Raw genomic sequence first — 21,725 nt, forward strand, 5'->3', positions numbered from 1 at the left:
ATGCTGTTTTCTGCCGGCCCCGGCGCCGCCGCGCCGGGCTGGCTCGCGCATGCCGAACATCGCGCCGTGTTCACGCTGCGCGGTGCGATCGAATGCGCGCCGGCCTGCGACGGCGGCGACGCCGACGTGACGCTCGTCGATGCGGGCGATCTCGACAACTCGCGCGCGCGCCGGCGCGAGGCGTTCGGTCACGCGAACGTGCGCACCAACGCGCGGTTCCGCTTTTCGGTCGCGCACGAGTGGGGCCGCGACGAAGTGGCCGGCGAAGGCGCGTCGCTGTCGGCGTTCGTCGTCACCGTCGAGCGGGAGGGTTGCGAGCCGTTCGAGCGCGAGTTTCGTTTTCGTCTCGAACGCTCGGAGGAACTGAGCTTCAATCTCGGCGCCGTGCACCTCGACTGCCGGCGCGGCCGACGCTGAACGACACCGGTGGTACGAGCTTAAACGTCCGTTTCTCCGAGGTTTTCGTCTGGATTCGACGTAAGGCGAAGCGTATCCTTCCGCGCTTCCTACACCGCTTCCAGGGAAGCTCATGTCCGCCAAGAGCGAGATTGCGCAGGCGCCGGCCGTCGAGGCCGTGCTGACGGAACTCAAGACCAAACTGACTTCGGCGCGTCTGAAGGAGGCGCAGACCTTCGCCTCACACCTCTTGAAGCGCGTCGGCGCCGAGGATCTCGCGGCCCGGCCGGCGGCGCAGTGGGCGGCGATGGCGCAGGACATGCTCGACTTCGTGCGCGTGCGCAAGGCCGGACAGCCGAACGTGCGCGTGTTCAATCCGACGCTCGACGAACACGGCTACGAATCGACCCACAGCGTGCTCGAAGTGTGCACCGACGATTCGCCGTTCCTCGTCGACTCCGTCGGCATGGCGATCAACGCCGCGGGCCTCCTCGTGCACGCGATCGTGCATCCGGTGTTCACGGTCGAACGCGACGCCGGCGGCCACGTGCTGTCGCTCGCCGTCGACGGCGACGGCGGCAAGGGCCGCAGCGAATCGGTGATGCATTTCGAGATCACGCGAATCGCGGAGGCCGAAGAAATCAAGCGCGTGCGCGACAGCGTGGCGCGCGCGCTCAACGACGTGCGCTGCGCCGTCGGCGACTGGCAGTCGATGCGCGGCAAGATGCTCGCGCTCGCCGACGACCTCGCCACGCGCAAGCTGCCGGTCGACGCGGCCGGCGTCGCCGAGGCGCAGGAATTCCTGCGCTTCGTCGCGGAAGACCATTTCACTTTCCTGGGTTATCGCGAGTACGCGGTCGACCGGCATGGCGGCGAAGACGTGCTGGCGACGGTCGCGGGTTCCGGCCTCGGCATCCTGCGCGGCGACGACCATGCCGGGCCGCGTCCGCTCAAGACGCTCGCCGCGCGCGACCTGCCGCAGTCGGGCTCGATGGACGCGATCATCCTGACCAAGACGAATTCGCGCGCGACCGTGCATCGTCCGGGCTACATGGACTACATCAGCGTGCTCGGCTTCAACGACGCCGGCGTGCCGGTGACCGAGCAGCGCTTCCTGGGCCTGTTCACGTCGGGCGCGTACATGCGCCGCCCGCAGGACGTGCCGCTCGTGCGCCAGAAGTTCGAGTCGGTGATGACGCGTTCGGGCCTGCGCCGCGAGTCGCACTCGGGCAAGGCGCTGCGCCACATCCTCGAAACCCTGCCGCGCGACGAGCTGTTCCAGGCGACCGAGGACGAACTCTACGCGACCGCGACCGGCATCCTGTCGCTGCAGGAACGTACGCGTACGCGCCTGTTCGTGCGCCGCGACAAGTACGGCCGCTTCTTCTCGTGCCTCGTGTTCATTCCGCGCGACCGCTTCGACGCCGCGACGCAGAAGCGCATCGAGGAAATGTTGAAGCGCACGCTGCACGGCGATCGCGTCGACTCGACCGCGCAGGTCGGCGAATCGGCGCTCGCGCGCCTGCACCTCGTGATTCGCCCGAAGGCCGGCGAGAAGCCGCGCTACGACGTCGCCGAGATCGAGCAGAAGCTCGCCGCGCTCGTGCGCAACTGGGCCGACGAACTGCGCGACGCGCTCGTGCAGAAGCACGGCGAAGACAAGGGCATCAAGCTCGCCAACCGCTACGGCCGCGCGCTGCCCGCCTCGTACATCGAGGAAGTGACGCCGCACGTCGCCGTCGGCGACGTCGAAGCCGCCGCCAGCCTGCGCGGCCAGGACGACATCCGCCTGTCGCTGTACCGCTCGCGCAAGAAGGGCGAGGGCCTGCGCTTCAAGCTGTTCCGCTACGGCACGCCGATCACGCTGTCCGAAGCGCTGCCGATGCTCGAGAACATGGGCCTGCGCATCATCTCCGAGCACCCGTACGAAATGGATCTCGGCGAATCGACGATCGCGATCCAGGACTTCGACGTGCAGCCGGCCGCGCGCTGCGAGTTCGACATCGACGAAATTCGCGACGCGTTCCAGAACGCGTTCGAGCGCATCTGGCGCGGCCAGGCCGAGAACGACGGCTTCAACAAGCTGATCCTCGGCGCTCAGATGGAATGGCGCCAGGTCGCGATGCTGCGCGGCTACTGCAAGTACCTCCTGCAGACCGGCGTGCCGTTCTCGCAGGCGTACATGGAAGAAACGCTCAATCACTATCCGGCGATCGCGGGCCTGCTCGTCGAGCTGTTCGAAATCAAGTTCGACCCCGCGCGCGAGAATCTGTCGAAGGCCGCGCTCGATCACGCGAAGAAGCGCCTCGCCAAGGAGCTCGAAGCGCTCGTCCCCGAAGACGTGCGCACGACGAGCGCCGCGACGTTCGACGCGCTGTACGCCTCGCGCGGCGAATCGCGCGACGCGCAGGCCGAAGCCACGATCGCGACGATCCGCGTGCTGCTCGACCGCGTCGCGAGCCTCGACGAAGACCGCATCCTGCGCAGCTTCATGGCCGTGATCCGCGCGACGCTGCGCACCGGCTACTACCAGACCGCCGGCGGCAAGCCGAAGGACTACATCAGCTTCAAGTTCGATCCGGCCCAGGTGCCCGACCTGCCCAAGCCGCGTCCGTACCGCGAAATCTTCGTGTACTCGCCGCGCGTGGAAGGCGTGCATCTGCGCTTCGGTCCGGTCGCGCGCGGCGGCCTGCGCTGGTCCGACCGCCGCGAAGACTTCCGCACCGAAGTGCTCGGCCTCGTCAAGGCGCAGATGGTCAAGAACACCGTGATCGTGCCGGTCGGCGCGAAGGGCGGCTTCTTCGTCAAGCGTCCGCCGGCCGGCGGCGACCGCGACGCCGTGTTCGCCGAAGGCATCGCGTGCTATCGCATGTTCATCAACGGCCTGCTCGACATCACCGACAACCTCGTCGACGGCAAGGTGGTGCATCCGCAGAACGTCGTGCGCCATGACGCGGACGATCCGTATCTCGTCGTCGCCGCGGACAAGGGCACGGCCACTTTTTCCGATATCGCCAATTCCATTTCCGCCGATCACGGCTTCTGGCTCGACGACGCGTTCGCGTCGGGCGGCTCGGTCGGCTACGACCACAAGGGCATGGGCATCACGGCGAAGGGCGGCTGGGAGTCGGTCAAGCGCCACTTCCGCGCGCTCGGCCGCGACAGCCAGAGCGAAGACTTCACCTGCGTCGGCATCGGCGACATGTCCGGCGACGTGTTCGGCAACGGCATGCTGCTGTCCAGGCACATCCGCCTGCTCGCCGCGTTCGACCACCGCCACATCTTCCTCGACCCGAACCCCGATGCCGCGACGTCGTTCGTCGAGCGCGAGCGCATGTTCGCGCTGCCGCGCTCGTCGTGGGCCGACTACGACACGAAGCTCATTTCGGCCGGCGGCGGCATCTATCCGCGCGGCGCGAAGACGATTCCGGTATCGCGCGAAGTGCGCGCGGCGCTCGGCATCGAGGGCGACGCCGACTCGCTGCCGCCGAACGACCTGATGCGCGCGATCCTGAAGGCGCCGGTCGACCTGTTGTGGAACGGCGGCATCGGCACGTACGTGAAATCGGAGGGCGAAACGAACGCCGAAGTCGGCGACCGCGCGAACAACGCGCTGCGCATCAACGGCAGCGAACTGCGCGCAAAGCTCGTCGGCGAAGGCGGCAACCTCGGCATGACGCAGCGCGGCCGTATCGAGGCTGCGTTGAACGGCGTGCTGCTCAATACCGACTTCATCGACAACTCGGCCGGCGTCGACACGTCCGACCACGAGGTCAACATCAAGATTCTGCTCGGCGACGCGGTCAAGCGCGACGAGCTGACGCTCGAGGCGCGCAACAAGCTGCTCGCCGACATGACCGACGAAGTCGAGCGTCTGGTGCTGATCGACAACTACCGCCAGAACCAGGCGATCAGCGTGATGGAGCGCATGTCGGTCAGCCGCCTGGGCGCCAAGCAGCATTTCGTGCGCACGCTCGAATCGCAGGGGCTGCTCGACCGCCAGCTCGAATACCTGCCGAGCGACGCCGAATTCGCCGAGCGCAAGGCGCGCGGCCTGGGCCTGACGCGTCCGGAGCTGTCGATCCTCCTGTCGTACTCCAAGATCGTGCTGTTCCAGCAACTGCTCGATTCGGACGTGCCCGAAGACGCGTACCTGTCGCGCGAACTCAAGCGCTACTTCCCGGGCCCGCTGCAGACGAAGTACGCCGAGCACATGGAGCGGCATCGCCTGAAACGCGAGATCATCGCCACGGCGGTGACGAACTCGATGATCAACCGCATGGGCGCGACGTTCGTGCTGCGCATGCAGGAGGACACGGGGCAGGCGCCGGCGCCGGTCGCCAAGGCGTACACGATCGCGCGCGAAGTGCTCGACGCGCGCGCGCTGTGGAGCGAGATCGAAGCGCTCGACGGCAAGGTCAACGGCAACGCGCAGATCGACGCGCTGCTGGTGATCTGGCAGCTGTTGCGCAACATGACGCGCTGGCTGCTCAACCACCCCGGCGAGTCGCTCGACATCGCCAAGGCCGTGGCGCGCTACGAGCCGGGCATGCTCGAGCTCAAGAAGTCGCTCAAGGACGTGATCTCGCCGACCGAACGCGCGACGTACGAAGCGGCGCGCGAGCGCTGGATCGGCCAGGGCTTTCCGGCCGGCCTCGCCGAACAGCTCGCCGGCGTGCCGGCGCTCGGTTCGGCGCTCGACATCATCCACGTCGGCGAAGAGTCGAAGTTGAAGATTGCGCAAGTTGCCGAAGTGTACTATTCGCTCGGCGAGGCGCTGCACCTGAAGTGGCTGATGGGCAAGATCGAGGAGCTCGCGGTCGAGAGCCGCTGGCACGCGCACGCGCGCGGTTCGCTGCGCGACGAACTGTACGTGCAGCATCGCGCGCTCGCGGCGCAAGTGCTGGCCAAGGGCGGCAAGGCGAAGGGCGGCGAGCTCGTCGACGCGTGGCTCAACCGCGACGATCAGTCGCTGAAGTTCACGCTCGGCATGTTCGCCGACATGCGCACGCAGGTGATCACCGACTATCCGATCGTGTCGGTCGCGGTGCGCCGCCTCGCGCAGCTGGTGCAGGCCGGCGCGCGCTGAGCGCCATGCGGTAATGTGAAAACGTCGCCCGGCCGCAACGGCCGGGCGACGCCGCGGCAACGAGCGCGCGATGCGTCATTGCCGATCGGTCCGCGTCGGATACACTCGGCCCCCGGCCAGCCGAGCTTTCGTCGCCATGAACCAGCGGGTCCATTTCGCCGCCAGCAAGACCGAAGACGCCCAGGCCGCGCTTGCGCTGATGCGAGAACGCTACGGCGAGACGCCGATCGACGAGGCGGAAGTGATCGTTGCGCTCGGCGGCGACGGCTTCATGCTGCAGACGCTGCACCGCCACCATGCGCGCGCCCTGCCGGTGTACGGCATGAAGCTCGGTTCGGTCGGGTTTCTGATGAACCAGTACCGTCCCGACGAGCTCGCCGATCGCGTTGCGCGCGCGGTGCCGACGATGCTGCGTCCGCTCGTGATGGACGTGCAGACCGAATCGGGTTCGAGCGTCACCGCGCTTGCGTTCAACGAGGTGTCTCTGCTGCGCCAGACGAAGCAGGCCGCGCACGTGCGCGTGTCGCTCAACGGCGCGACGAAGCTCGAAGAACTCGTCTGCGACGGCATCCTCGTGTCGACGCCGGCCGGTTCCACCGCGTACAACCTGTCGGCGCACGGGCCGATCCTGCCGCTCGGCACGAACGTGCTGGCGATGACGCCGATCAGCCCGTTCCGCCCGCGCCGCTGGCGCGGCGCGATCCTGCCCGCGACGACCGAAGTGAAATTCGAGATTCTCGACCCGTACAAGCGGCCGGTCAGCGCGACCGCCGATTCGTACGAGGTGCGCGACATCGTCGAGGTGACCGTACGGGAATCGTGCGAGCGCACGGTGAGCCTTCTGTTCGATCCCGAACACAATCTCGAGGACCGCATCTTGAACGAGCAGTTCGAGATTTGAGGGACGGTACACCGCGAGCCGTGCCGATCGGACCGGTAGCTGCCGTCCGTCGCGCCAGCGCCCACCAGGTTGTCACGGACGACGCGATTTGTTCGGTGTGGCGTTGCGAAAATTGCGCTAAAGTCGGTCGCTGATCTCTGCCGGAAACGCCGATGCGCCTTGCCACGACCCTGTTGCGCCTAACGCCGCTCGCCATCGCCTGCGCGAGTTTCGGCGCGTCCGCCGCCGCGATCGACCCGCCGCTCGCGCGCGCCCTCGCGGCCGGCGGCACCGTCGAGGCGATCGTCGCGTTCGACGACCGCGCCGTTCCGGCGCTCGTCGACCCCAACGCCGACGTCGTCGCACGGCGCACCGCCTGGATCGCGATGCTGCGCGCCACCGCCGAGCGCTCGCAGTCGGCGCTGCTGGCGCGTCTTCGCGACGACGGCGTCGAGCATCGCGCGTACTGGATCAACAACACTGTCTGGGTGCGCGCCGACGCGGCGACGATCGCGGCGATCGCGCAGCGCGACGACGTCGCCGCCGTCTACGCCAACGCGCCGATGCGCCAGTCGCTGCCCCCGCTCGAAGGCGCGCCGTCGAACGAGGCCGCGCTCGCGGTCGAATGGGGCGTGGCGAAGATCCGCGCGCCTGAAGTCTGGGCCGCCGGCTTCACGGGGCAGGGCGTCGTCGTGTCGGGGCAGGACACCGGCTACCAGTGGGATCATCCGGCGCTGAAGGCCAAGTACCGCGGCTGGAACGGCGCGACCGCCGACCACAACTACAACTGGCACGACGGCATCCATTCGGGCGGCGTCGCGACGTGCCCGGCGAATTCGCCGGCGCCGTGCGACGACAACAGCCACGGCACCCACACGATGGGCACGATCGTGGGTGCCGACGGCGCCAACCAGATCGGCGTGGCGCCCGACGCGCGATGGATCGGCTGCCGCAACATGAATTCGGGCACCGGCACGCCGCAAACCTACATCGACTGCATGCAGTGGCTGCTCGCGCCGACCGATCTTGCCGGCGGCAATCCCGACCCGGCGAAGGCGCCCGACGTCATCAACAATTCGTGGGGCTGCCCCGAGGCGCCGCCGCCGACCGGCGAAAACTGCACGCCGACGACGATCCTGCAGTCGGCCGTCGATGCGCTCGTGGACGGCGGCATCTTCTTCGTCGCCTCGGCCGGCAACGGCGGCTCGTCGTGCTCGACGATCACCGATCCGCCGGCGATCTACGCCAAGTCGTTCGTCGTGGGCTCAACCACGTCGACCGACGCGATGTCGAGCTTCTCCAGCCGCGGCCCGGTCGCGGGCGTAGCCGACAAGCCCGACGTATCGGCGCCCGGTTCGAACGTGCGCTCGAGCGTTCCGGGCAACGGCTACGGCGCCAAGAGCGGCACCAGCATGGCGGGCCCGCACGTCGCGGGCGCCGCGGCGCTCGTGCTGTCGGCGGCGCCCTCGCTGCGCGGCCATCCCGACCAGATCGCGGCGATTCTGCGCGCGACGTCGGTGCACATCACCAGCACCCAGGTCTGCGGCGGCGTGGCGGCGACCACGTTCCCCAATCCCGTGCAGGGCTACGGCCGCATCGACGCCTACGCGGCCGTGCAGGCCGCCATCGCCGCTTCCGACGCGATTTACGAGGACGGCTTCGAGCCCTGACGTTTTTGCGTTTTTACAATTCTGACAGGTATTTTTTGTCGGTAGTGGAATAGTGCGCGCAGGCTTGGCGCGCTATAGTCGGCGACGCAGAATCGCCGGCGCCCGCTGCGGGTGCTTCAGGGCGGCGATCGAAAGGCTCGCGGATCGACGATCCGCGTTTTTCGTGTTCGCCGACCTGGAGGGATTACCGATGCACGCTCGCAATCTCGTCGTACGCACGCTTGCCCTGGCGCTCGCCTGCGCCGTCGCGCCGGCCTGGGCCGCCTGGCCGAAGCTCGACCCGGCGCTCGACCAGGCCGTCGCCGCGCGCGGCAGGGCCGTTCCGGTCGGAGCCATGATCGAAATGAACCATCGTGCCGACGCGCTGCTGCTCGATCGCGGCGCCGACCCGGTCGTGCGCCGCCGCGCCTGGATCACGATGCTGACGGCCCATGCGAAACACAGCCAGGCCGACCTCGTCGACCAGCTCAAGGCCGAAGGCGCGCAGTTCCAGTCGTTCTGGATCAACAACACGCTGTGGGTACGCGCGCGGCCGGACGTGTTGAGGCGCGTCTCGCAACGCAGCGACGTGAACTACGTCTATGCGAACACGCCGCTCGTCGAACGGCTGCCGCAACCCGAACGCGACGCCGGCCCGGTGACCGAAGCCGTGCTCGCGATCGAATGGGGCGTCAACAAGATCCGCGCGCCGCAGGTGTGGGCCGCGGGCTTCCGCGGCGCGGGCGTCGTCGTCGCGGGACAGGATACCGGCGTGCGCTGGGACCACGCGGCGCTCAAGGCCAAGTACCGCGGCTGGAACGGCACGACCGCGAACCACAACTACAACTGGCACGATTCGGTGCACAGCGGCGGCATCGCGTCGTGCCCGGCGAATTCCACGGTGCCTTGCGACGACCACAACCACGGCACGCACACGGTCGGCACGATCGTCGGCGCGGCCGGCTCGAACCAGATCGGCGTCGCGCCCGACGCGAAATGGATCGCCTGCCGCAACATGAACTCGGGCGCCGGCACGCCGGCGACGTATACCGAGTGCATGCAGTGGTTCCTCGCGCCGACCAACCTCGCCGGCGGCAGTCCCGATCCGTCGAAGGCGCCGGACATCATCAACAACTCGTGGGGCTGTCCGACGAGCGAAGGCTGCACGCCGAAGTCGATCCTGCAGTCGGCGGTCAACGCGCTCGTCGACGGCGGCATCTTCTTCGTCGTATCGGCCGGCAACGACGGATCGGGCTGCGGTTCGCTCGTCGATCCGCCGGCGATCTACGCCAAGTCGTTCACCATCGGCTCGACGACGTCGACCGATGCGATGTCGTCGTTCTCCAGCCGCGGTCCGGTATCGGGCGCGGCGTTCAACAAGCCCGACGCCGTCGCGCCGGGTTCGAACGTGCGCTCGGCGCTCAAGAACGGCAGCTACGGTTCGATGAGCGGCACGAGCATGGCCGGTCCGCACGTCGCCGGTGCCGCGGCGCTGCTGATCTCGGCGTATCCGGCGCTGCGCGGGCAGCCCGAGCAGATCGCCGATCTGTTGCGCGCGAGCGCCGTGCACATTTCCAGCACGCAGGTCTGCGGCGGCATTCCGGCGACGAGCTTCCCGAATCCGGTGCAGGGCGACGGCCGCATCGACGTGTACGCGGCGTATCAACAGGCCGCGCTGCTGTTCGCGCAGGACGCCGCCGGCGAGTGACCGTGTCGTGACGAAACGCCTGCCCCGCGTCGCGCGGGGCAGGCTACACTTGCGGCGCGAGCCGACCGGATGCGGCTCAGGTTGCCGCAATGAAAGACCCCACGCCGACTCCCAAGACCGATTCCGTCGACAACCGCCTCGTCGTCGCGATTTCTTCGCGCGCGCTGTTCGACCTCGGCGAAAGCCACGAGCTGTTCGAGCGCGAAGGCATCGACGCCTATCGCCGCTACCAGATCGCGCACGAGAACGACCTGCTCGAACCCGGCATCGCGTTCCCGCTCGTGCAGAAGCTCCTGCGCCTGAACCGCATCGGCGCGAACGCGCCGCGCATCGAGGTGATTCTCCTGTCGCGCAATTCGGCCGACACCGGCCTGCGCATCTTCAATTCGATCGAACACCACGGCCTCGGCATCGAGCGCGCCGCGTTCACGAACGGCGCGCCGACGCACGCCTACGTGCATCCGTTCGGCGCCGACGTGTTTCTGTCGGCGCATCCGGAAGACGTCGCGCACGCGCTGGCGGCCGGCGTCGCCGCTGCCACGATCCTGCCGTCGAAGGCGCCCACGCTCGCGTCGGCGCAGCTGCGCATCGCGTTCGACGGCGACGCGGTGCTGTTCGGCGACGAGTCCGAGCGCGTGTCGCAGGAGCAGGGGCTCGAAGCGTTCCACCGCTACGAAACCGACAACGCCGGCCGGCCGCTGCCGGGCGGCCCGTTCCGCGGTTTTCTCGACGCGCTGCACCGCATCCAGAGCGCGTTTCCGATGGACGCCTCGCCGATCCGCACGGCGCTCGTCACCGCGCGTTCGGCGCCGGCGCACAAGCGCGTGATTCTCACGCTGCGCGCGTGGGGCGTGCGCATCGACGAGGCGCTGTTCCTCGGCGGTCGCGACAAGGGACCGTTCCTCGAAGCGTTCGGCGCCGACATCTTCTTCGACGATTCGCGCACCAATGTGGAATCGGCGAGAAAGCACGTCGCGACCGGGCACGTGCCGCACGGCGTGTCGAACGAGCGCTGACGACGCCATGAGGCGCGGCATTCGGGCGTTCGTCGCGATCGCGCTGGTTGCGCTCGTTGCCGTCGCGGGCGAACGCGCATGGCGCGGCGACGGCGCATCGGCCCCGCCGCAGGCGCCCGACCGCGACGACGCGCCGGTGCGCCTGCCGAAGGCCGTCGAACCGGCGCCCAAGCCGGTCGCGGCGGCGCACGACGACGGTCCGCTCGGCGAAACCATCGAGCGCCTGAAGGCGCAGCAGCAGGCCGGGCCGGACGACGATTTCCGCGCCCGGCGCGAAGCGCTCGAGCGCCGCACCGCCGCGGGCGACGTCGGTGCTTCGGCCGAGCTCGGCAAGCTGATGCTCTCGTGCGAATTCTTTTTCGATCTCGGCGAAGACGACGTCGAGGCGGTCCTCGTCGAAGGCATCGCACGGTTCGGCAAGGAGGCGCTCGAGCTGCCCGAATCGATACCGCTGGACGCCGCGGTCGACTCGGCCAAGCGCGTGCTCGACGAGCAGCGCAAGCTCTGCCGCGGCGCGAGCGGCCTGGAACTGTCGACGGACGAACGTCGCCGCGCGCTCGATCTGCTGCGGCAGGGCGCGCGCGCCGGCGACGCAGGCGCGATGGCGACGTTCGGCCTGCACGCGTTCGCCGACTTCGCCGATCGCCGCGCGATGATCGCCGACCCGCAGGCCGTGCGCGACCGCAAGCGCGAGGCGCTGCGGTATCTCGAGCGCGCGATCGAGGCGGGTCATCTCGACGCGCTGTGGATCATGGCGGATGCGTATGCCGAAGGCGCCATCGTCGACAAAAGTCATTTTCTTGCCTATGCGCACTATTACGCCTATGGGCAGGCGAGCGTCCGCGGCGGCGCCGACGCGCGCCCGCTCGATACCGACCTCCTGCTGTACGCGGCCGAGCTGACGCCGGAACAGATCGCCGACGCGCGCCGTCGCGGCGACGCGATCGACGCCGCGTGCTGCCGGCCCGGGGACGGCGGATCGTGACGCGGGTTCGCATCGCGGCGCTTGCCGGCGCGGCCGTCATTGCAGCCGTCGCCGCGGCCGTGCTGCTGCGCGCGCCCGTGCCGCCGGCTGCGACGCCGCCGGCCGTGCCGGAAGCGGTCGCGTCGCGCGCAACGATCGATTCCGTGCCGTCGCCACCCGTCGTGCCGGCGCCCGACGTCGCCGCGGCGGCACCGTCGTTCGCGCCGAAGTTCGCGGAGCCGCCCGAGGCGCTTGTCGATTTGCTGGCGCGCGCGGGGGCCGGTGACGTCGAGGCGATGGTCGATCTCGGCATGTCCCTGCAGGAATGCCGCGCGGACAAACTGGCCGATCTCGACAAACGCATACGCCGGCTTGAAACCCGCGAAAGCAAGCTCGTGGAGGTTCGCCCGGACGGCGGTGAAGTCGATCAGCGCGAAGTGCTCGTTGCCGGCATGCGTCATACGATCGCGCGCTGCGAATCGGTACCGCCCGAAGAACGCAACCGCGCGTTCGCGTGGATCGAGCGGGCCGCCGCCGCCGGCGACCTGGATGCGCGCGAGATGTTCTTCACGCAGGCGCTCGACGACTTCCCGGACGAGGCCGCCGTCATCGCGAACATCGACGAGGTGGAACGCCGCCGCGACGTCGCGCGCCGCTTCGCGAGGGAAGACATCGCGGCCTGCGTCGACGGCGTGTTCGACACGCAAAGCCGCGCGTTCGACGTGCTCGGCATGGCCGATCCGGTCGAACGAATGGCCATTCTTCATGCCGCGTTTCTGATGCAGCCCCGCGGCGGCAACTCGGCGCAGAAGACCGAAATGTTCGACGCGGAAGCGCAAGCGGTCGACGAGTTCGCGCTGATCGAAGCCAGGCGCCGCGGCGTCGCGCTCTACGCGCATTGCGCACCGTAGAGGACGGCCGATGGCGTTGTGGGATCCGAAGAAAAAAACGTCGCGCCGCCTTTTCTCCACGCGGCATCTCATCGAACGCGAGCACACGAAGTCGAGCTGGCGCGAACTGCGGGTCGTGCTCGTTCTGGCTGCCATCGTCGTTCCGTTCGCGTGGTGGATACACGGCCCGCCGCGGCTCGTGTTTGCCGACGGATCGACATGGCCGGCGCGGAAAGACGCAACGCCTTTGCCCGCGCATGCCGCTGACGCGCCGGTCGCGCGGCCGGCCGCGACACGAACCGTCGCGGCAACCGCCGAGCGCATGCCGGTTGCCGCCGCGCCGGCCGCGGCGCCGCCGGCATTCGGCGGACGCCTCGCGGAACTCGAACGGCGCGCGCTCGCCGGCGACGGCAAGGCCGCGTTGCAGCTCGCGCGCGCGCTGCTCGAATGTCGCAGCTACGTGCCGATCAGCGACGCTGCGGTTGAAGACAATGTCATCGACGGTCTCGCAAGCGTCGACGCGGCGCCGACCGCGCTCGACGGCACACCGATCGCGCCGGTCGAGATTCTCGAGGCGATACGCGCACGCGTCGCGGAGCGGCGTGCGGTCTGCGAGGGCATCGGCCCGGGCGACCTTGCGAACGTCGACGGACGCGCAGGCCTTTCGTGGCTGATCCGCGCGGCCGACGCCGGCGAGACTGCGGCGATGGTGGCCTACGCGCGCCACGCGTTCGCCGGCTACGATACGTTCGATCCGCATGCGCCGCAGATCGTTGCGGAAGTGCCCCGCGTGCGCGACTACCTGTCGCGCGCGCTCGCGCTCGGCGATCCGGCGGCGCTCGGCGCCTACGGCGACGCCTACAGCCTCGGTATCGTTTTCGACGCCGACCCGCTCGCGGCGTACGCGTACTACTACGCGTACGTGCAGGTCGACTCTCCCGACGCGCGCATGTACGACGCCGTGCTCGTCAATCTCGAGCGCGCGCTCGCATCCGGCGACATCGCGCAGGCGCGCGAGCGCGGCCTTGCGATGTTCGCGGCGTGCTGCGGCCCTTCCTCGAAGCCCTGAAGCGCGGCCGGCGTTGTTGCCGGCGCGGTTCTCTGCGACGATCGCGCTCTCTCGGCCGTTTCGACCCGCATGTCCGACACCATCGACGATTTCATCGTAGTGACCGAAGTCGAGCACGGCCCGGCGTTCGCCGATCCGCTGTTCCAACGCAAGTACAAGACGTCGGCGCCGGATTTTCCGCACCACGTCGTCGCGTTCTGGAAACGGCCCGACGGCGCGTTCGTACCGGCGAGCTACGTGCATTTCACCGACTGTGGCGACATCTTTCTCGCCGGGGGCGCTGCGACCGACGGCGCGGTGCTGCGCGCGATGAGCGAGCGCGAACAGGCCGCGCTGCACGAATACGGCGCGCTGATGCTCGCCACGTTGCGCTACGGATTCGCGCGCTGGGGCGGGCGCTGCGACGCGATCTTCACCTGCTGCGGCGACGCGCGCGCACTCGAGACGACGCCGAAGCTCGGCTTCGCGCCGACGGGCGTCGAATACCTGCTCGTGCACTGGCAGCGCGAACTGTCCGCGCGGCGCAAACACGAACTCACGGCGAAAGCGAAAAGCTTCATGCCGTTCTGACGGAGTGGCAATGTCCCATTCGCAAAAACCGCACTTCCTGCTGACGACCGCGCTCGACGACGCCACCGCCGAATTCGGCGCGCTGTTCGAGCGCAAGTTCGGCCATGCGCTGCCGGAATGGCCGCACCACGTCGTGTCGTTCTACCGCCGCGGCGACGGCGCGCTGGTGCCGCTGTCGTATTCGAAGTTCTTCCGTTTCCAGAACGTGATGCTCGTCGGCGGCTGCTGCACCGACGGCCGCGCGTACGCGGCGATGACCGACGCCGACCGCGACGCGCTCGCCGCGAGCGGCGGCTCGATGGTGCACGTGCTGCGCCACGGCTTTGCGCGTTTCGCCGGCGAATGCGAAGCGTATTTCGGCTACTGCGGCGATCCGCGCGCGTGGGAAGTCGACATCGCCGCGGGCTTCGAAGCGGCCGGACCGGACAAGCTGCTGGTGCACTGGCACAAGGAGCAAAGCCCGACGGCGAAGCGCTCGCTGATCGCGATGGTCGAGGCGATGGGGCCGTTCTAGCCGCGGCGCGTTACTTCGCCGCGTCGCGCAGGATCTGCGCGAGCCCTTCCGGCGACTTCCAATGCCAGCCGCAGATGTAGCGCGGCACGTTCCAGCGGTCCGTATCGACCGTCGCCGGCGTCGCGCCGTCGCCGAACGCGGCGTCGAGGCCGAGCGCCGCGCCGCGCCGCGGCAGCCAGTCGGCGCGCAGGAAGTCGTTCACGTGTCCGAACGGATAGCAGAACAGCGACGGCCGCCGCTCGATGCGCGACGCGATGTAGTCCTGCGCCTGCGCGATTTCGAACTCGGCCTTGGCCTCGTCGCCGACGTCGTGGAAGTCGCCGCGCACGAGACCCGCGGGGCCGGGGCTGGTCAGGCACGGGTGGTTGTGGTCCCAGCTGTGGTTTTCGATCGCGACGAGGCCGCTCGCCTGCGCCGCGCGCCACCAGTCCTCGCGCATCCAGTCGCGGCCGACGAGGCAGAGCCGGTCCATCGCGTCGCGCGCGGCGGGCTCGGCGATGACGAACGACGTCAGGTGCAGGTCGGGCTGCGCGTGCGCGCCGTGCCGCGCGCGAAAGTCGAGCAGTGCGTTATAGAAACTCTTCTGGCGACCGTGCTGCGGATGGTCGAGATCGTGGTAGTCGAAATTGCTGCCGTCGTCGCAGGTGAGCGCGACGCAGCGCGCAAGGTCGCGCGTCGCGCGGCCGAGCACTGCATCGACGACCCATGCGACCGGTACGATGCGCAGGCCGAGCGCGTGGATCGCATCGAGGTCGGCGGCGAACGCGACGTGGTCGTTCGTGGCATAGTCGTTTCCGGCGATGTTCACGCCGTGGTAGGTCAGGATCGGTACGCGCATCGCGCGATGATAACCGGTCGCGGCGCTGGCTCCGCCAGGGAGCCGATCGAACGCGTTTGCATGGGGCCATTGCGCGCGTCGATGCAGTTCGCGCAGGCGCTGGCTAGAATTGCGGGCTTCCTCGTCGCCGCGCTAATCCGGGAAAACCATGGCCGCCAGCACACTCAATCCGTACGACCTCTACGACGTCCGCTCGATGCTCACCGAAGAAGAGGCCATGGTGCAGGACACCGTCGCGCGCTTCACCGACGAGCGCGTGCTGCCGATCATCGGCGAGTGCTTCGACAAGGGCGTGTTTCCGCGCGACCTGATTCCGGAAATGGCCGAGCTGGGCCTGCTCGGCTCGTCGCTGCCGACCGAATACGGCTGCGCCGGCATGAACGCGGTCAGCTACGGCCTGATCTGCCAGGAACTCGAGCGCGGCGATTCGGGCATCCGCAGCTTCGCCTCGGTGCAATCGTCGCTGTGCATGTATCCGATCTACGCCTACGGCAGCGAAGAACAGCGCCGCCGCTGGCTGCCGGACATGGCCGCGGGCAAGGTGATCGGCTGCTTCGGCCTGACCGAGCCGCACGGCGGCTCCGATCCGGCGAACATGAAGACCAACGCCAAGCGCGACGGCGGCGACTGGATCATCAACGGCGCCAAGATGTGGATCACGAACGGCAATCTCGCCCACATCGCGATCGTCTGGGCGCAGACCGAGGAAGGCATCCAGGGCTTCATCGTCGAGAAGGACATGCCCGGCTTCGCCGCGCAGGAAATCCACAAGAAGATGAGCCTGCGCGCGTCGGTGACGTCGGGCCTGTTCTTCGACAACGTGCGCGTGCCCGACGCGAACCGCCTGCCCAACGTGAAGGGCCTCAAGGGGCCGCTCGGCTGTCTCACGCAGGCGCGCTACGGCATCACCTGGGGCCCGATCGGCGCGGCCATCGCGTGCCTTTCCGAAGCGACCGAATATTCGAAGACGCGCGTGCTGTTCAACCGTCCGATCGCCGCGACGCAGGCCGTGCAGCTGAAGCTCGCCGACATGGCGCGCCGCATCACGCAGGCGCAGCTGTTGTCGCTGCAGCTCGGCCGTCTCAAAGACGCCGGCAGGATGCAGCCGACGCAGGTGTCGCTGGCGAAGTGGAACAACGTGCGCATGGCGCTCGACATCGCGCGCGAGTCGCGCGACATCCTCGGCGGCGCCGGCATCACGACCGAATACGGCGCGATCCGCCACGCGCTGAACCTCGAATCCGTGATCACGTACGAAGGCACGGAAACCGTGCACCAGCTCGTCGTCGGCCGCGAACTGACCGGCATCAACGCGTTCTGACGCCGCGCGCCGTTGCGGCGCGAAGACAGGGGTAGCCATGACGATGAGGCGGTCGGGCGGTATCGGCGCGTTCGTGCGCGCGGCCTTCGTGGCGGCGCTAGCCGCCGTCGCCATCGATGGCGCGCAGGCGGCATCGCTGAGCGGTCGCGTCGTCGTTCCCGACGGCGCGACGTTCTCGCCCGCGGGGCTCCTGCTCCAGCGCCGCTCGTCGAACGGACTGTTCTGGGAAAATCCCGGCTACGTGCCGCAGATCGTCGGCACCGACGGATATCTCTATTCGTCGATAGCGGCGGGCACGTATCGCATGTGCTACGACGACAACGTTCTGCTGCGGCAATGCTTCGACGGACGCAACGAAACGGCGTTCGCCGGCTTCGACTTCACGCCGATCGCGCTCGCGGCCGGCGACGAGCGCCAGGAAGTGAATCTCACGCCGCAGCCCGGCGACGAACTGCGCGGACGCGTAACGGACGCCTACGACGCGACGACGACGATCTCGTGGTTCCTCGTCACCGTCTACGACGAGAACGGCAACGCGTTCGCAGACTGGTACGACCTGCAGCCCGACCCGGCCGGCAACTGGGTCATCGGCGGCGTCGCGCCCGGGCGCTACTACGTTTCGGGCCACATCGAAACGTTCGTCACGCAGTTCTGGCCGGGCGACGAATGCGTCGACGTCTGCGCGCCGCCGGAGTACGGCCAGCTGGTGACCGTGCCCGCCGGCGGCGCCGCGTCGAACATCGATTTCGCGATGAAGCCGTTTTCGGTCGTGCGCGTGCGCGTGCTCGACAGCGCCACGGGCGTGGAGATTCCGCAGCCGTCGGTCGGCGGCTGGTCGAGCATCATGGGACCGGCGCTGTTGCGGCCGGCGCGCTACGACGCGGCGAGCGGCGAGCACGTGCAGTATCTCGGCCCGTCCGGCGACCGCGTCGCCGCGTACGCGCCGAACTACGTCACTCGATTCGTCACGCGCGGCAACTGCTACAGCATGGTCGACTGCCTGTTCGTGTATCCGCCGCTCGTACTCGCGCGCGACGAAGTGCGCCGCGTCACGCTGCGCCTCGCGTTGCGCGACGGATATATTTTCGCCCACGATTTCGAATGATCGCGACGTGACGACCGCAGCGAAGAACCGAATGAGCGACCACCGCACGATAGAAACGCCGCGCCTGATCCTGCGCCCGCCGGTGCTCGCCGATTTCGACGGCTTCGCCGCGTTCCAGGCCGATGCCGAAACGATGCGCTTTCTCGGCGGCGTGCAGCCGCGTTCGCTCGCGTGGCGCGGCTTCATGACGATGGCCGGCGCGTGGTCGCTGCAGGGCTACGCGATGTTCTGCGTCATCGAGAAGGCGAGCGGACGCTGGATCGGCCGCCTCGGTCCGTGGATGCCCGAAGGCTGGCCCGGCACCGAGGTCGGCTGGGGCATCGCGCGCGAGTTCGCCGGGCGCGGCTACGCGACCGAAGGCGCGAGCGCGGCGATCGACTGGGCGTTCGAGCATCTCGGGTGGACGCAGGTCATCCACACGATCGACCCGCTCAACGTCGGCTCGCGCGTGGTCGCGCAGAAGCTCGGTTCGCGCCTGCTCGGCCCCACGCGCCTGCCGGCGCCGTACGAGCACGAAAACGTCGAGGCGTGGGGCCAGTCGCGCGAAGAATGGTTCGCGCGGCGGCGTTGAGGACGCACGCCATGCTCACCGTCTACGGCATGAAGTCGTCCGGCAATTGCTACAAGGTGCAATTGTTGCTCGAACGGCTCGGCCGGCCGTACCGCTGGAACGAGGTGAACATCCTCGCCGGCGAATCGCGCACGCCGGAATACCTCGCGATGAACGCGAACGGCCGCGTGCCGCTGCTGCGCGACGAGGAAGGGCGGTATCTCGCCGAGTCGAACGCGATCCTGTGCTATCTCGCCGACGGATCGCCGCTCTTGCCCGAGGATCGCTGGCAGCGCGCGCAGGTGCTGCAATGGCTGTTCTTCGAGCAGTACAGCCACGAACCGTACATCGCCGTCGCGCGCTTCATCCGCACGATGCTGCCGGCCGACACGCCGCGGCGCGCCGAACTGCCGCGGCTCGTCGAGCGCGGCAACCAGGCGCTGGCGGTGATGGAGCGACATTTGTCGCGAGCCGCGTACTTTGCCGGCGATGCGTACACGATCGCCGACATCGCCTTGTTCGCGTACACGCACGCGGCGGCCGACGGCGGGTTCGATCTTTCCGCGTATCCGGCCGTCGGCGCGTGGCTCGATCGCGTGCGCGCGCAACCGGGGCACGTGGCGATGACGCCGGCGTAGCCGATCCTCGCTGGTGCCATTCCCGCGCGGTTGCGGCGGGCCATTGGCTTGCTGCACCGCGTCAGATTTCAAACCCGTCGCGCGCGCCGTTATCCTTGCGCTCCCTTTGTCTTGCGCCTGCAACGCCGACGTGCGTGTGCCGGTGCGCCGCATACAGGCCTCGCCCATGTCCGTCGTCGCTCCGATTCCCGCTCGCCAGAAGAACGTCAACCGCGCCGAGGTCTGCGATCAGAACTTTCTCGAGTTCGTGCGCGGCTGGAGCGCGGCGCCGCATGCGCGTCCGGCGGCCGACCAGCCGGTGCTGCCGGGCAGCCTGTGCACCGCGCGCGACTTCGACGAGCTGCTCGAATCGCAGCTGATCAGCCGGCACCTCGATCTCATGGCGCGCGTGCTGCGCGTCAAGAACAAGGTGTTCTACACGATCGGCTCGTCCGGCCACGAAGGCAACGCGATGGTCGCGCGCCTGACGCGCCATACCGACCCCGCGTTCCTGCACTACCGTTCCGGCGGCTTCATGGCCGAGCGCTTCCGCAAGCTGCCGGGCATGGATCCGATCATGGATTCGGCGCTGTCGTTCGCCGCGAGCAAGGACGACCCGGCGTCCGGCGGCCGCCACAAGGTGTGGGGCTCCAAGCCGCTGTGGGTGCTGCCGCAGACCTCGACGATCGCCTCGCACCTGCCCAAGGCGCTTGGTACCGCCGTCGCGATCGAACAGGCGCGCCGCATCGGCCATAAGCTGCCGGTGCCCGACGATTCGATCGCGGTCTGTTCGTTCGGCGACGCGTCGGCGAACCACGCGACCGCGCAGACCGCGTTCAACGCGGCCGGCTGGACCGCGTACCAGAAGCTGCCGGCGCCGGTATTGTTCGTGTGCGAGGACAACGGCATCGGCATTTCGGTGAAGACGCCGACCGACTGGATTTCCGCGAGTTTCAGCCAGCGCCGCGATCTGGACTATTTCTACGCCGACGGCCTCGACCTCGCGAACGGCTACGAACAAGTGGCGCGCGCCGTCTACCACTGCCGCACGACGCGCCGGCCGACGTTCCTGCACCTGCGCACGACGCGCATCATGGGCCACGCCGGCACCGACTTCGAAATCGAATGGCGCAGCGTCGACGAACTGATGGCCGTCGAGGCGACCGACCCGCTGCTGCGCTCGGCGCAGATCGCGCTCGCGTCGGGGCTGTATTCGAAGGACACGCTGCTGGCGAAATACGAGGCGATTCGCGCGAAGTGCTTCGCCGCGGCCGAAGAGGCCGACCGCCGGCCGAAGCTGACCGATCTCGCCGAAGTGATCGCGCCGCTCGCGCCGTATCACCCGAACCAGGTCAACGTCGAAGCCAAGCGCGCCGACTTCGCCGAAAAGCGCGCCGCGGTGTTCGGCGGCGAGGAAAAGCTGCCCGAGAAGCAGGCGCCGCGGCATCTGGCGATCCAGATCAACAACGCGCTGCACGATCTGTTCTGCAAATACCCCGAGGCGCTGCTGTTCGGCGAGGACGTCGCGCAAAAGGGCGGCGTGTACACCGTGACGAAGGGGCTGCACAAGGCGTTCAAGAGCCAGCGCGTGTTCAACACCCTGCTCGACGAGACGATGATTCTCGGGCTCGCGCAGGGCTATTCGAACATGGGCATGCTGCCGCTGCCCGAGATCCAGTACCTCGCGTATTTCCACAACGCGTGCGACCAGATCCGCGGCGAGGCGTGCTCGCTGCAGTTCTTCTCGAACGGCCAGTACCGCAACCCGATGGTCATGCGCATCGCGTCGCTGGGCTACCAGCGCGGCTTCGGCGGCCATTTCCACAACGATACGTCGATCACCGCGCTGCGCGACATTCCCGGCCTCGTGGTCGGCTGCCCGAGCCGCGGCGACGACGCGGCGATGATGCTGCGCACGCTGACGGCGCTGGCCAAGGTGGACGGCCGCGTCTGTGCTTTCCTCGAACCGATCGCGCTGTACATGACGAAGGACCTGTACGAACCCGGCGACGGCGGCTGGCTCACGGCGTACCCGGCGCCCGACCAGCACATTCCGCTCGGCGAAGAGCGCGTCTACGCACCGAACGCCACCGATCTCGTCGTGTTCTGCTACGGCAACACGGTGCCGATGGCGCTGCGTGCCGCGCGCACGCTCGAGGCGCGGCACGGCTGGAAGGTGCGCACGGTCGACCTGCGCTGGCTGCAGCCGCTCAACGAGCCGGCGATCGCGCGGCATGCGGGCGAGTGCAGGCGCATCCTCGTCGTCGATGAAGGCCGCCGTTCGGCCGGCGTCAGCGAAGGCGTGATGACCGCGATCGTCGAGGCCGGGCACGGCGGCAAGCCGACGCGGCGCGTGGTCGGCGTCGACACGTATACGCCGCTGGCGGGCGCGGCGTTTCTCGTGCTGCCGAGCGACGACGACATCGTCGCGGCGGCCGAATCGATCAAGTAAGGCGCCGTCGCGGGGCGCCCCGCCCGGCGTCCCGCGAGATATCCGGCGCACTGCCATCACTGCTTGTCGTACCGGGTTCCGACGGTTCTGGAGCCCG

The 21,725-nt window shown here is 68.6% G+C and carries 17 protein-coding genes; 16 read left to right on the plus strand and 1 reads right to left on the minus strand.

Annotation, left to right across the window (positions count from 1 at the left end; translation table 11 throughout):
* The 11 genes from OD750_RS05170 to OD750_RS05220 all read left to right on the plus strand — a co-directional run bounded on the left by OD750_RS05170 (nt 1) and on the right by OD750_RS05220 (nt 14,745).
* The gene (locus OD750_RS05170) at nt 1–417 is read left to right on the plus strand and encodes a hypothetical protein (protein WP_263543201.1); all 417 of its coding nucleotides are present in this window, start codon (nt 1–3) and stop codon (nt 415–417) included.
* Nucleotides 418–529: 112 nt separating this feature from the next.
* Nucleotides 530–5,485: an NAD-glutamate dehydrogenase gene (locus OD750_RS05175; RefSeq protein WP_263543202.1), complete on the plus strand. Its 4,956-nt coding sequence runs from the start codon at nt 530–532 to the stop codon at nt 5,483–5,485.
* A gap of 136 nt (nt 5,486–5,621) precedes the next feature.
* On the plus strand, nt 5,622–6,386 hold the full coding sequence (locus OD750_RS05180; RefSeq protein ID WP_263543203.1) for an NAD kinase: 765 nt from the start codon (nt 5,622–5,624) through the stop codon (nt 6,384–6,386).
* Between the two features lie 152 nt (nt 6,387–6,538).
* Entirely contained in the window at nt 6,539–8,035 is a 1,497-nt protein-coding gene (locus tag OD750_RS05185; protein WP_263543204.1) for a S8 family serine peptidase, read from the plus strand.
* A 190-nt stretch (nt 8,036–8,225) separates the two neighbouring features.
* Entirely contained in the window at nt 8,226–9,722 is a 1,497-nt protein-coding gene (locus tag OD750_RS05190; protein WP_263543205.1) for a S8 family serine peptidase, read from the plus strand.
* 89 nt (nt 9,723–9,811) lie between these two features.
* Entirely contained in the window at nt 9,812–10,738 is a 927-nt protein-coding gene (locus OD750_RS05195; RefSeq protein WP_263543206.1) for a 5'-nucleotidase, read from the plus strand.
* A gap of 7 nt (nt 10,739–10,745) precedes the next feature.
* Nucleotides 10,746–11,723 (plus strand): SEL1-like repeat protein, encoded by a 978-nt coding sequence (locus tag OD750_RS05200; protein ID WP_263543207.1) that lies wholly within the window; start codon nt 10,746–10,748, stop codon nt 11,721–11,723.
* Nucleotides 11,720–12,613, plus strand: coding sequence for a hypothetical protein (locus tag OD750_RS05205; protein WP_263543208.1), 894 nt, complete (start codon nt 11,720–11,722; stop codon nt 12,611–12,613). Before OD750_RS05200 ends, OD750_RS05205 begins: the two co-directional genes overlap by 4 nt.
* A gap of 10 nt (nt 12,614–12,623) precedes the next feature.
* The gene (locus OD750_RS05210) at nt 12,624–13,661 is read left to right on the plus strand and encodes a hypothetical protein (RefSeq protein WP_263543209.1); all 1,038 of its coding nucleotides are present in this window, start codon (nt 12,624–12,626) and stop codon (nt 13,659–13,661) included.
* Nucleotides 13,662–13,730: 69 nt separating this feature from the next.
* Nucleotides 13,731–14,231 carry a hypothetical protein gene (locus OD750_RS05215; protein ID WP_263543210.1) on the plus strand — a complete coding sequence of 167 codons (501 nt, stop codon included), beginning with the start codon at nt 13,731–13,733 and terminating at the stop codon, nt 14,229–14,231.
* 10 nt (nt 14,232–14,241) lie between these two features.
* Nucleotides 14,242–14,745, plus strand: a complete 504-nt coding sequence (locus tag OD750_RS05220) for a hypothetical protein (protein ID WP_263543211.1) — start codon at nt 14,242–14,244, stop codon at nt 14,743–14,745.
* A gap of 10 nt (nt 14,746–14,755) precedes the next feature.
* Here OD750_RS05220 and OD750_RS05225 read toward each other — a convergent pair whose 3' ends face one another.
* On the minus strand, nt 14,756–15,583 hold the full coding sequence (locus tag OD750_RS05225; protein ID WP_263543212.1) for a polysaccharide deacetylase family protein: 828 nt from the start codon (nt 15,581–15,583) through the stop codon (nt 14,756–14,758).
* Between the two features lie 148 nt (nt 15,584–15,731).
* Here OD750_RS05225 and OD750_RS05230 point away from each other — a divergent pair, with 148 nt between their 5' ends.
* The 5 genes from OD750_RS05230 (at nt 15,732) to OD750_RS05250 (ending at nt 21,628) form a co-directional block, all read left to right on the plus strand.
* Nucleotides 15,732–16,904 (plus strand): acyl-CoA dehydrogenase family protein, encoded by a 1,173-nt coding sequence (locus OD750_RS05230; RefSeq protein WP_263543213.1) that lies wholly within the window; start codon nt 15,732–15,734, stop codon nt 16,902–16,904.
* Nucleotides 16,905–16,941: 37 nt separating this feature from the next.
* The gene (locus tag OD750_RS05235; protein ID WP_263543214.1) at nt 16,942–18,009 is read left to right on the plus strand and encodes a hypothetical protein; all 1,068 of its coding nucleotides are present in this window, start codon (nt 16,942–16,944) and stop codon (nt 18,007–18,009) included.
* Nucleotides 18,010–18,040: 31 nt separating this feature from the next.
* Nucleotides 18,041–18,580: a GNAT family N-acetyltransferase gene (locus OD750_RS05240; protein ID WP_263543215.1), complete on the plus strand. Its 540-nt coding sequence runs from the start codon at nt 18,041–18,043 to the stop codon at nt 18,578–18,580.
* An 11-nt stretch (nt 18,581–18,591) separates the two neighbouring features.
* A complete protein-coding gene (locus tag OD750_RS05245; RefSeq protein ID WP_263543216.1) occupies nt 18,592–19,197 on the plus strand; it encodes a glutathione S-transferase family protein in 606 nt (201 codons plus the stop codon).
* Between the two features lie 166 nt (nt 19,198–19,363).
* Nucleotides 19,364–21,628 (plus strand): thiamine pyrophosphate-dependent enzyme, encoded by a 2,265-nt coding sequence (locus OD750_RS05250; protein WP_263543217.1) that lies wholly within the window; start codon nt 19,364–19,366, stop codon nt 21,626–21,628.
* The last annotated feature ends 97 nt before the right edge of the window (nt 21,629–21,725 follow it).

The sequence above is a fragment of the Tahibacter soli genome, from assembly GCF_025717065.2.
Taxonomy (GTDB): Bacteria; Pseudomonadota; Gammaproteobacteria; order Xanthomonadales; family Rhodanobacteraceae; genus Tahibacter; species Tahibacter soli.

Excerpts from the sequence above, each read along its gene's own strand:
- OD750_RS05170 (WP_263543201.1), top strand. The coding sequence starts at position 1 with ATGCTGTTTTCTGCCGGCCCCGGCGCCGCCGCGCCGGGCTGGCTCGCG.
- OD750_RS05175 (WP_263543202.1), top strand. The coding sequence starts at position 530 with ATGTCCGCCAAGAGCGAGATTGCGCAGGCGCCGGCCGTCGAGGCCGTG.
- OD750_RS05180 (WP_263543203.1), top strand. The coding sequence starts at position 5,622 with ATGAACCAGCGGGTCCATTTCGCCGCCAGCAAGACCGAAGACGCCCAG.
- OD750_RS05185 (WP_263543204.1), top strand. The coding sequence starts at position 6,539 with ATGCGCCTTGCCACGACCCTGTTGCGCCTAACGCCGCTCGCCATCGCC.
- OD750_RS05190 (WP_263543205.1), top strand. The coding sequence starts at position 8,226 with ATGCACGCTCGCAATCTCGTCGTACGCACGCTTGCCCTGGCGCTCGCC.
- OD750_RS05195 (WP_263543206.1), top strand. The coding sequence starts at position 9,812 with ATGAAAGACCCCACGCCGACTCCCAAGACCGATTCCGTCGACAACCGC.
- OD750_RS05200 (WP_263543207.1), top strand. The coding sequence starts at position 10,746 with ATGAGGCGCGGCATTCGGGCGTTCGTCGCGATCGCGCTGGTTGCGCTC.
- OD750_RS05210 (WP_263543209.1), top strand. The coding sequence starts at position 12,624 with ATGGCGTTGTGGGATCCGAAGAAAAAAACGTCGCGCCGCCTTTTCTCC.
- OD750_RS05215 (WP_263543210.1), top strand. The coding sequence starts at position 13,731 with ATGTCCGACACCATCGACGATTTCATCGTAGTGACCGAAGTCGAGCAC.
- OD750_RS05220 (WP_263543211.1), top strand. The coding sequence starts at position 14,242 with ATGTCCCATTCGCAAAAACCGCACTTCCTGCTGACGACCGCGCTCGAC.
- OD750_RS05225 (WP_263543212.1), bottom strand. The coding sequence starts at position 15,583 with ATGCGCGTACCGATCCTGACCTACCACGGCGTGAACATCGCCGGAAAC.
- OD750_RS05230 (WP_263543213.1), top strand. The coding sequence starts at position 15,732 with ATGGCCGCCAGCACACTCAATCCGTACGACCTCTACGACGTCCGCTCG.
- OD750_RS05235 (WP_263543214.1), top strand. The coding sequence starts at position 16,942 with ATGACGATGAGGCGGTCGGGCGGTATCGGCGCGTTCGTGCGCGCGGCC.
- OD750_RS05240 (WP_263543215.1), top strand. The coding sequence starts at position 18,041 with ATGAGCGACCACCGCACGATAGAAACGCCGCGCCTGATCCTGCGCCCG.
- OD750_RS05245 (WP_263543216.1), top strand. The coding sequence starts at position 18,592 with ATGCTCACCGTCTACGGCATGAAGTCGTCCGGCAATTGCTACAAGGTG.
- OD750_RS05250 (WP_263543217.1), top strand. The coding sequence starts at position 19,364 with ATGTCCGTCGTCGCTCCGATTCCCGCTCGCCAGAAGAACGTCAACCGC.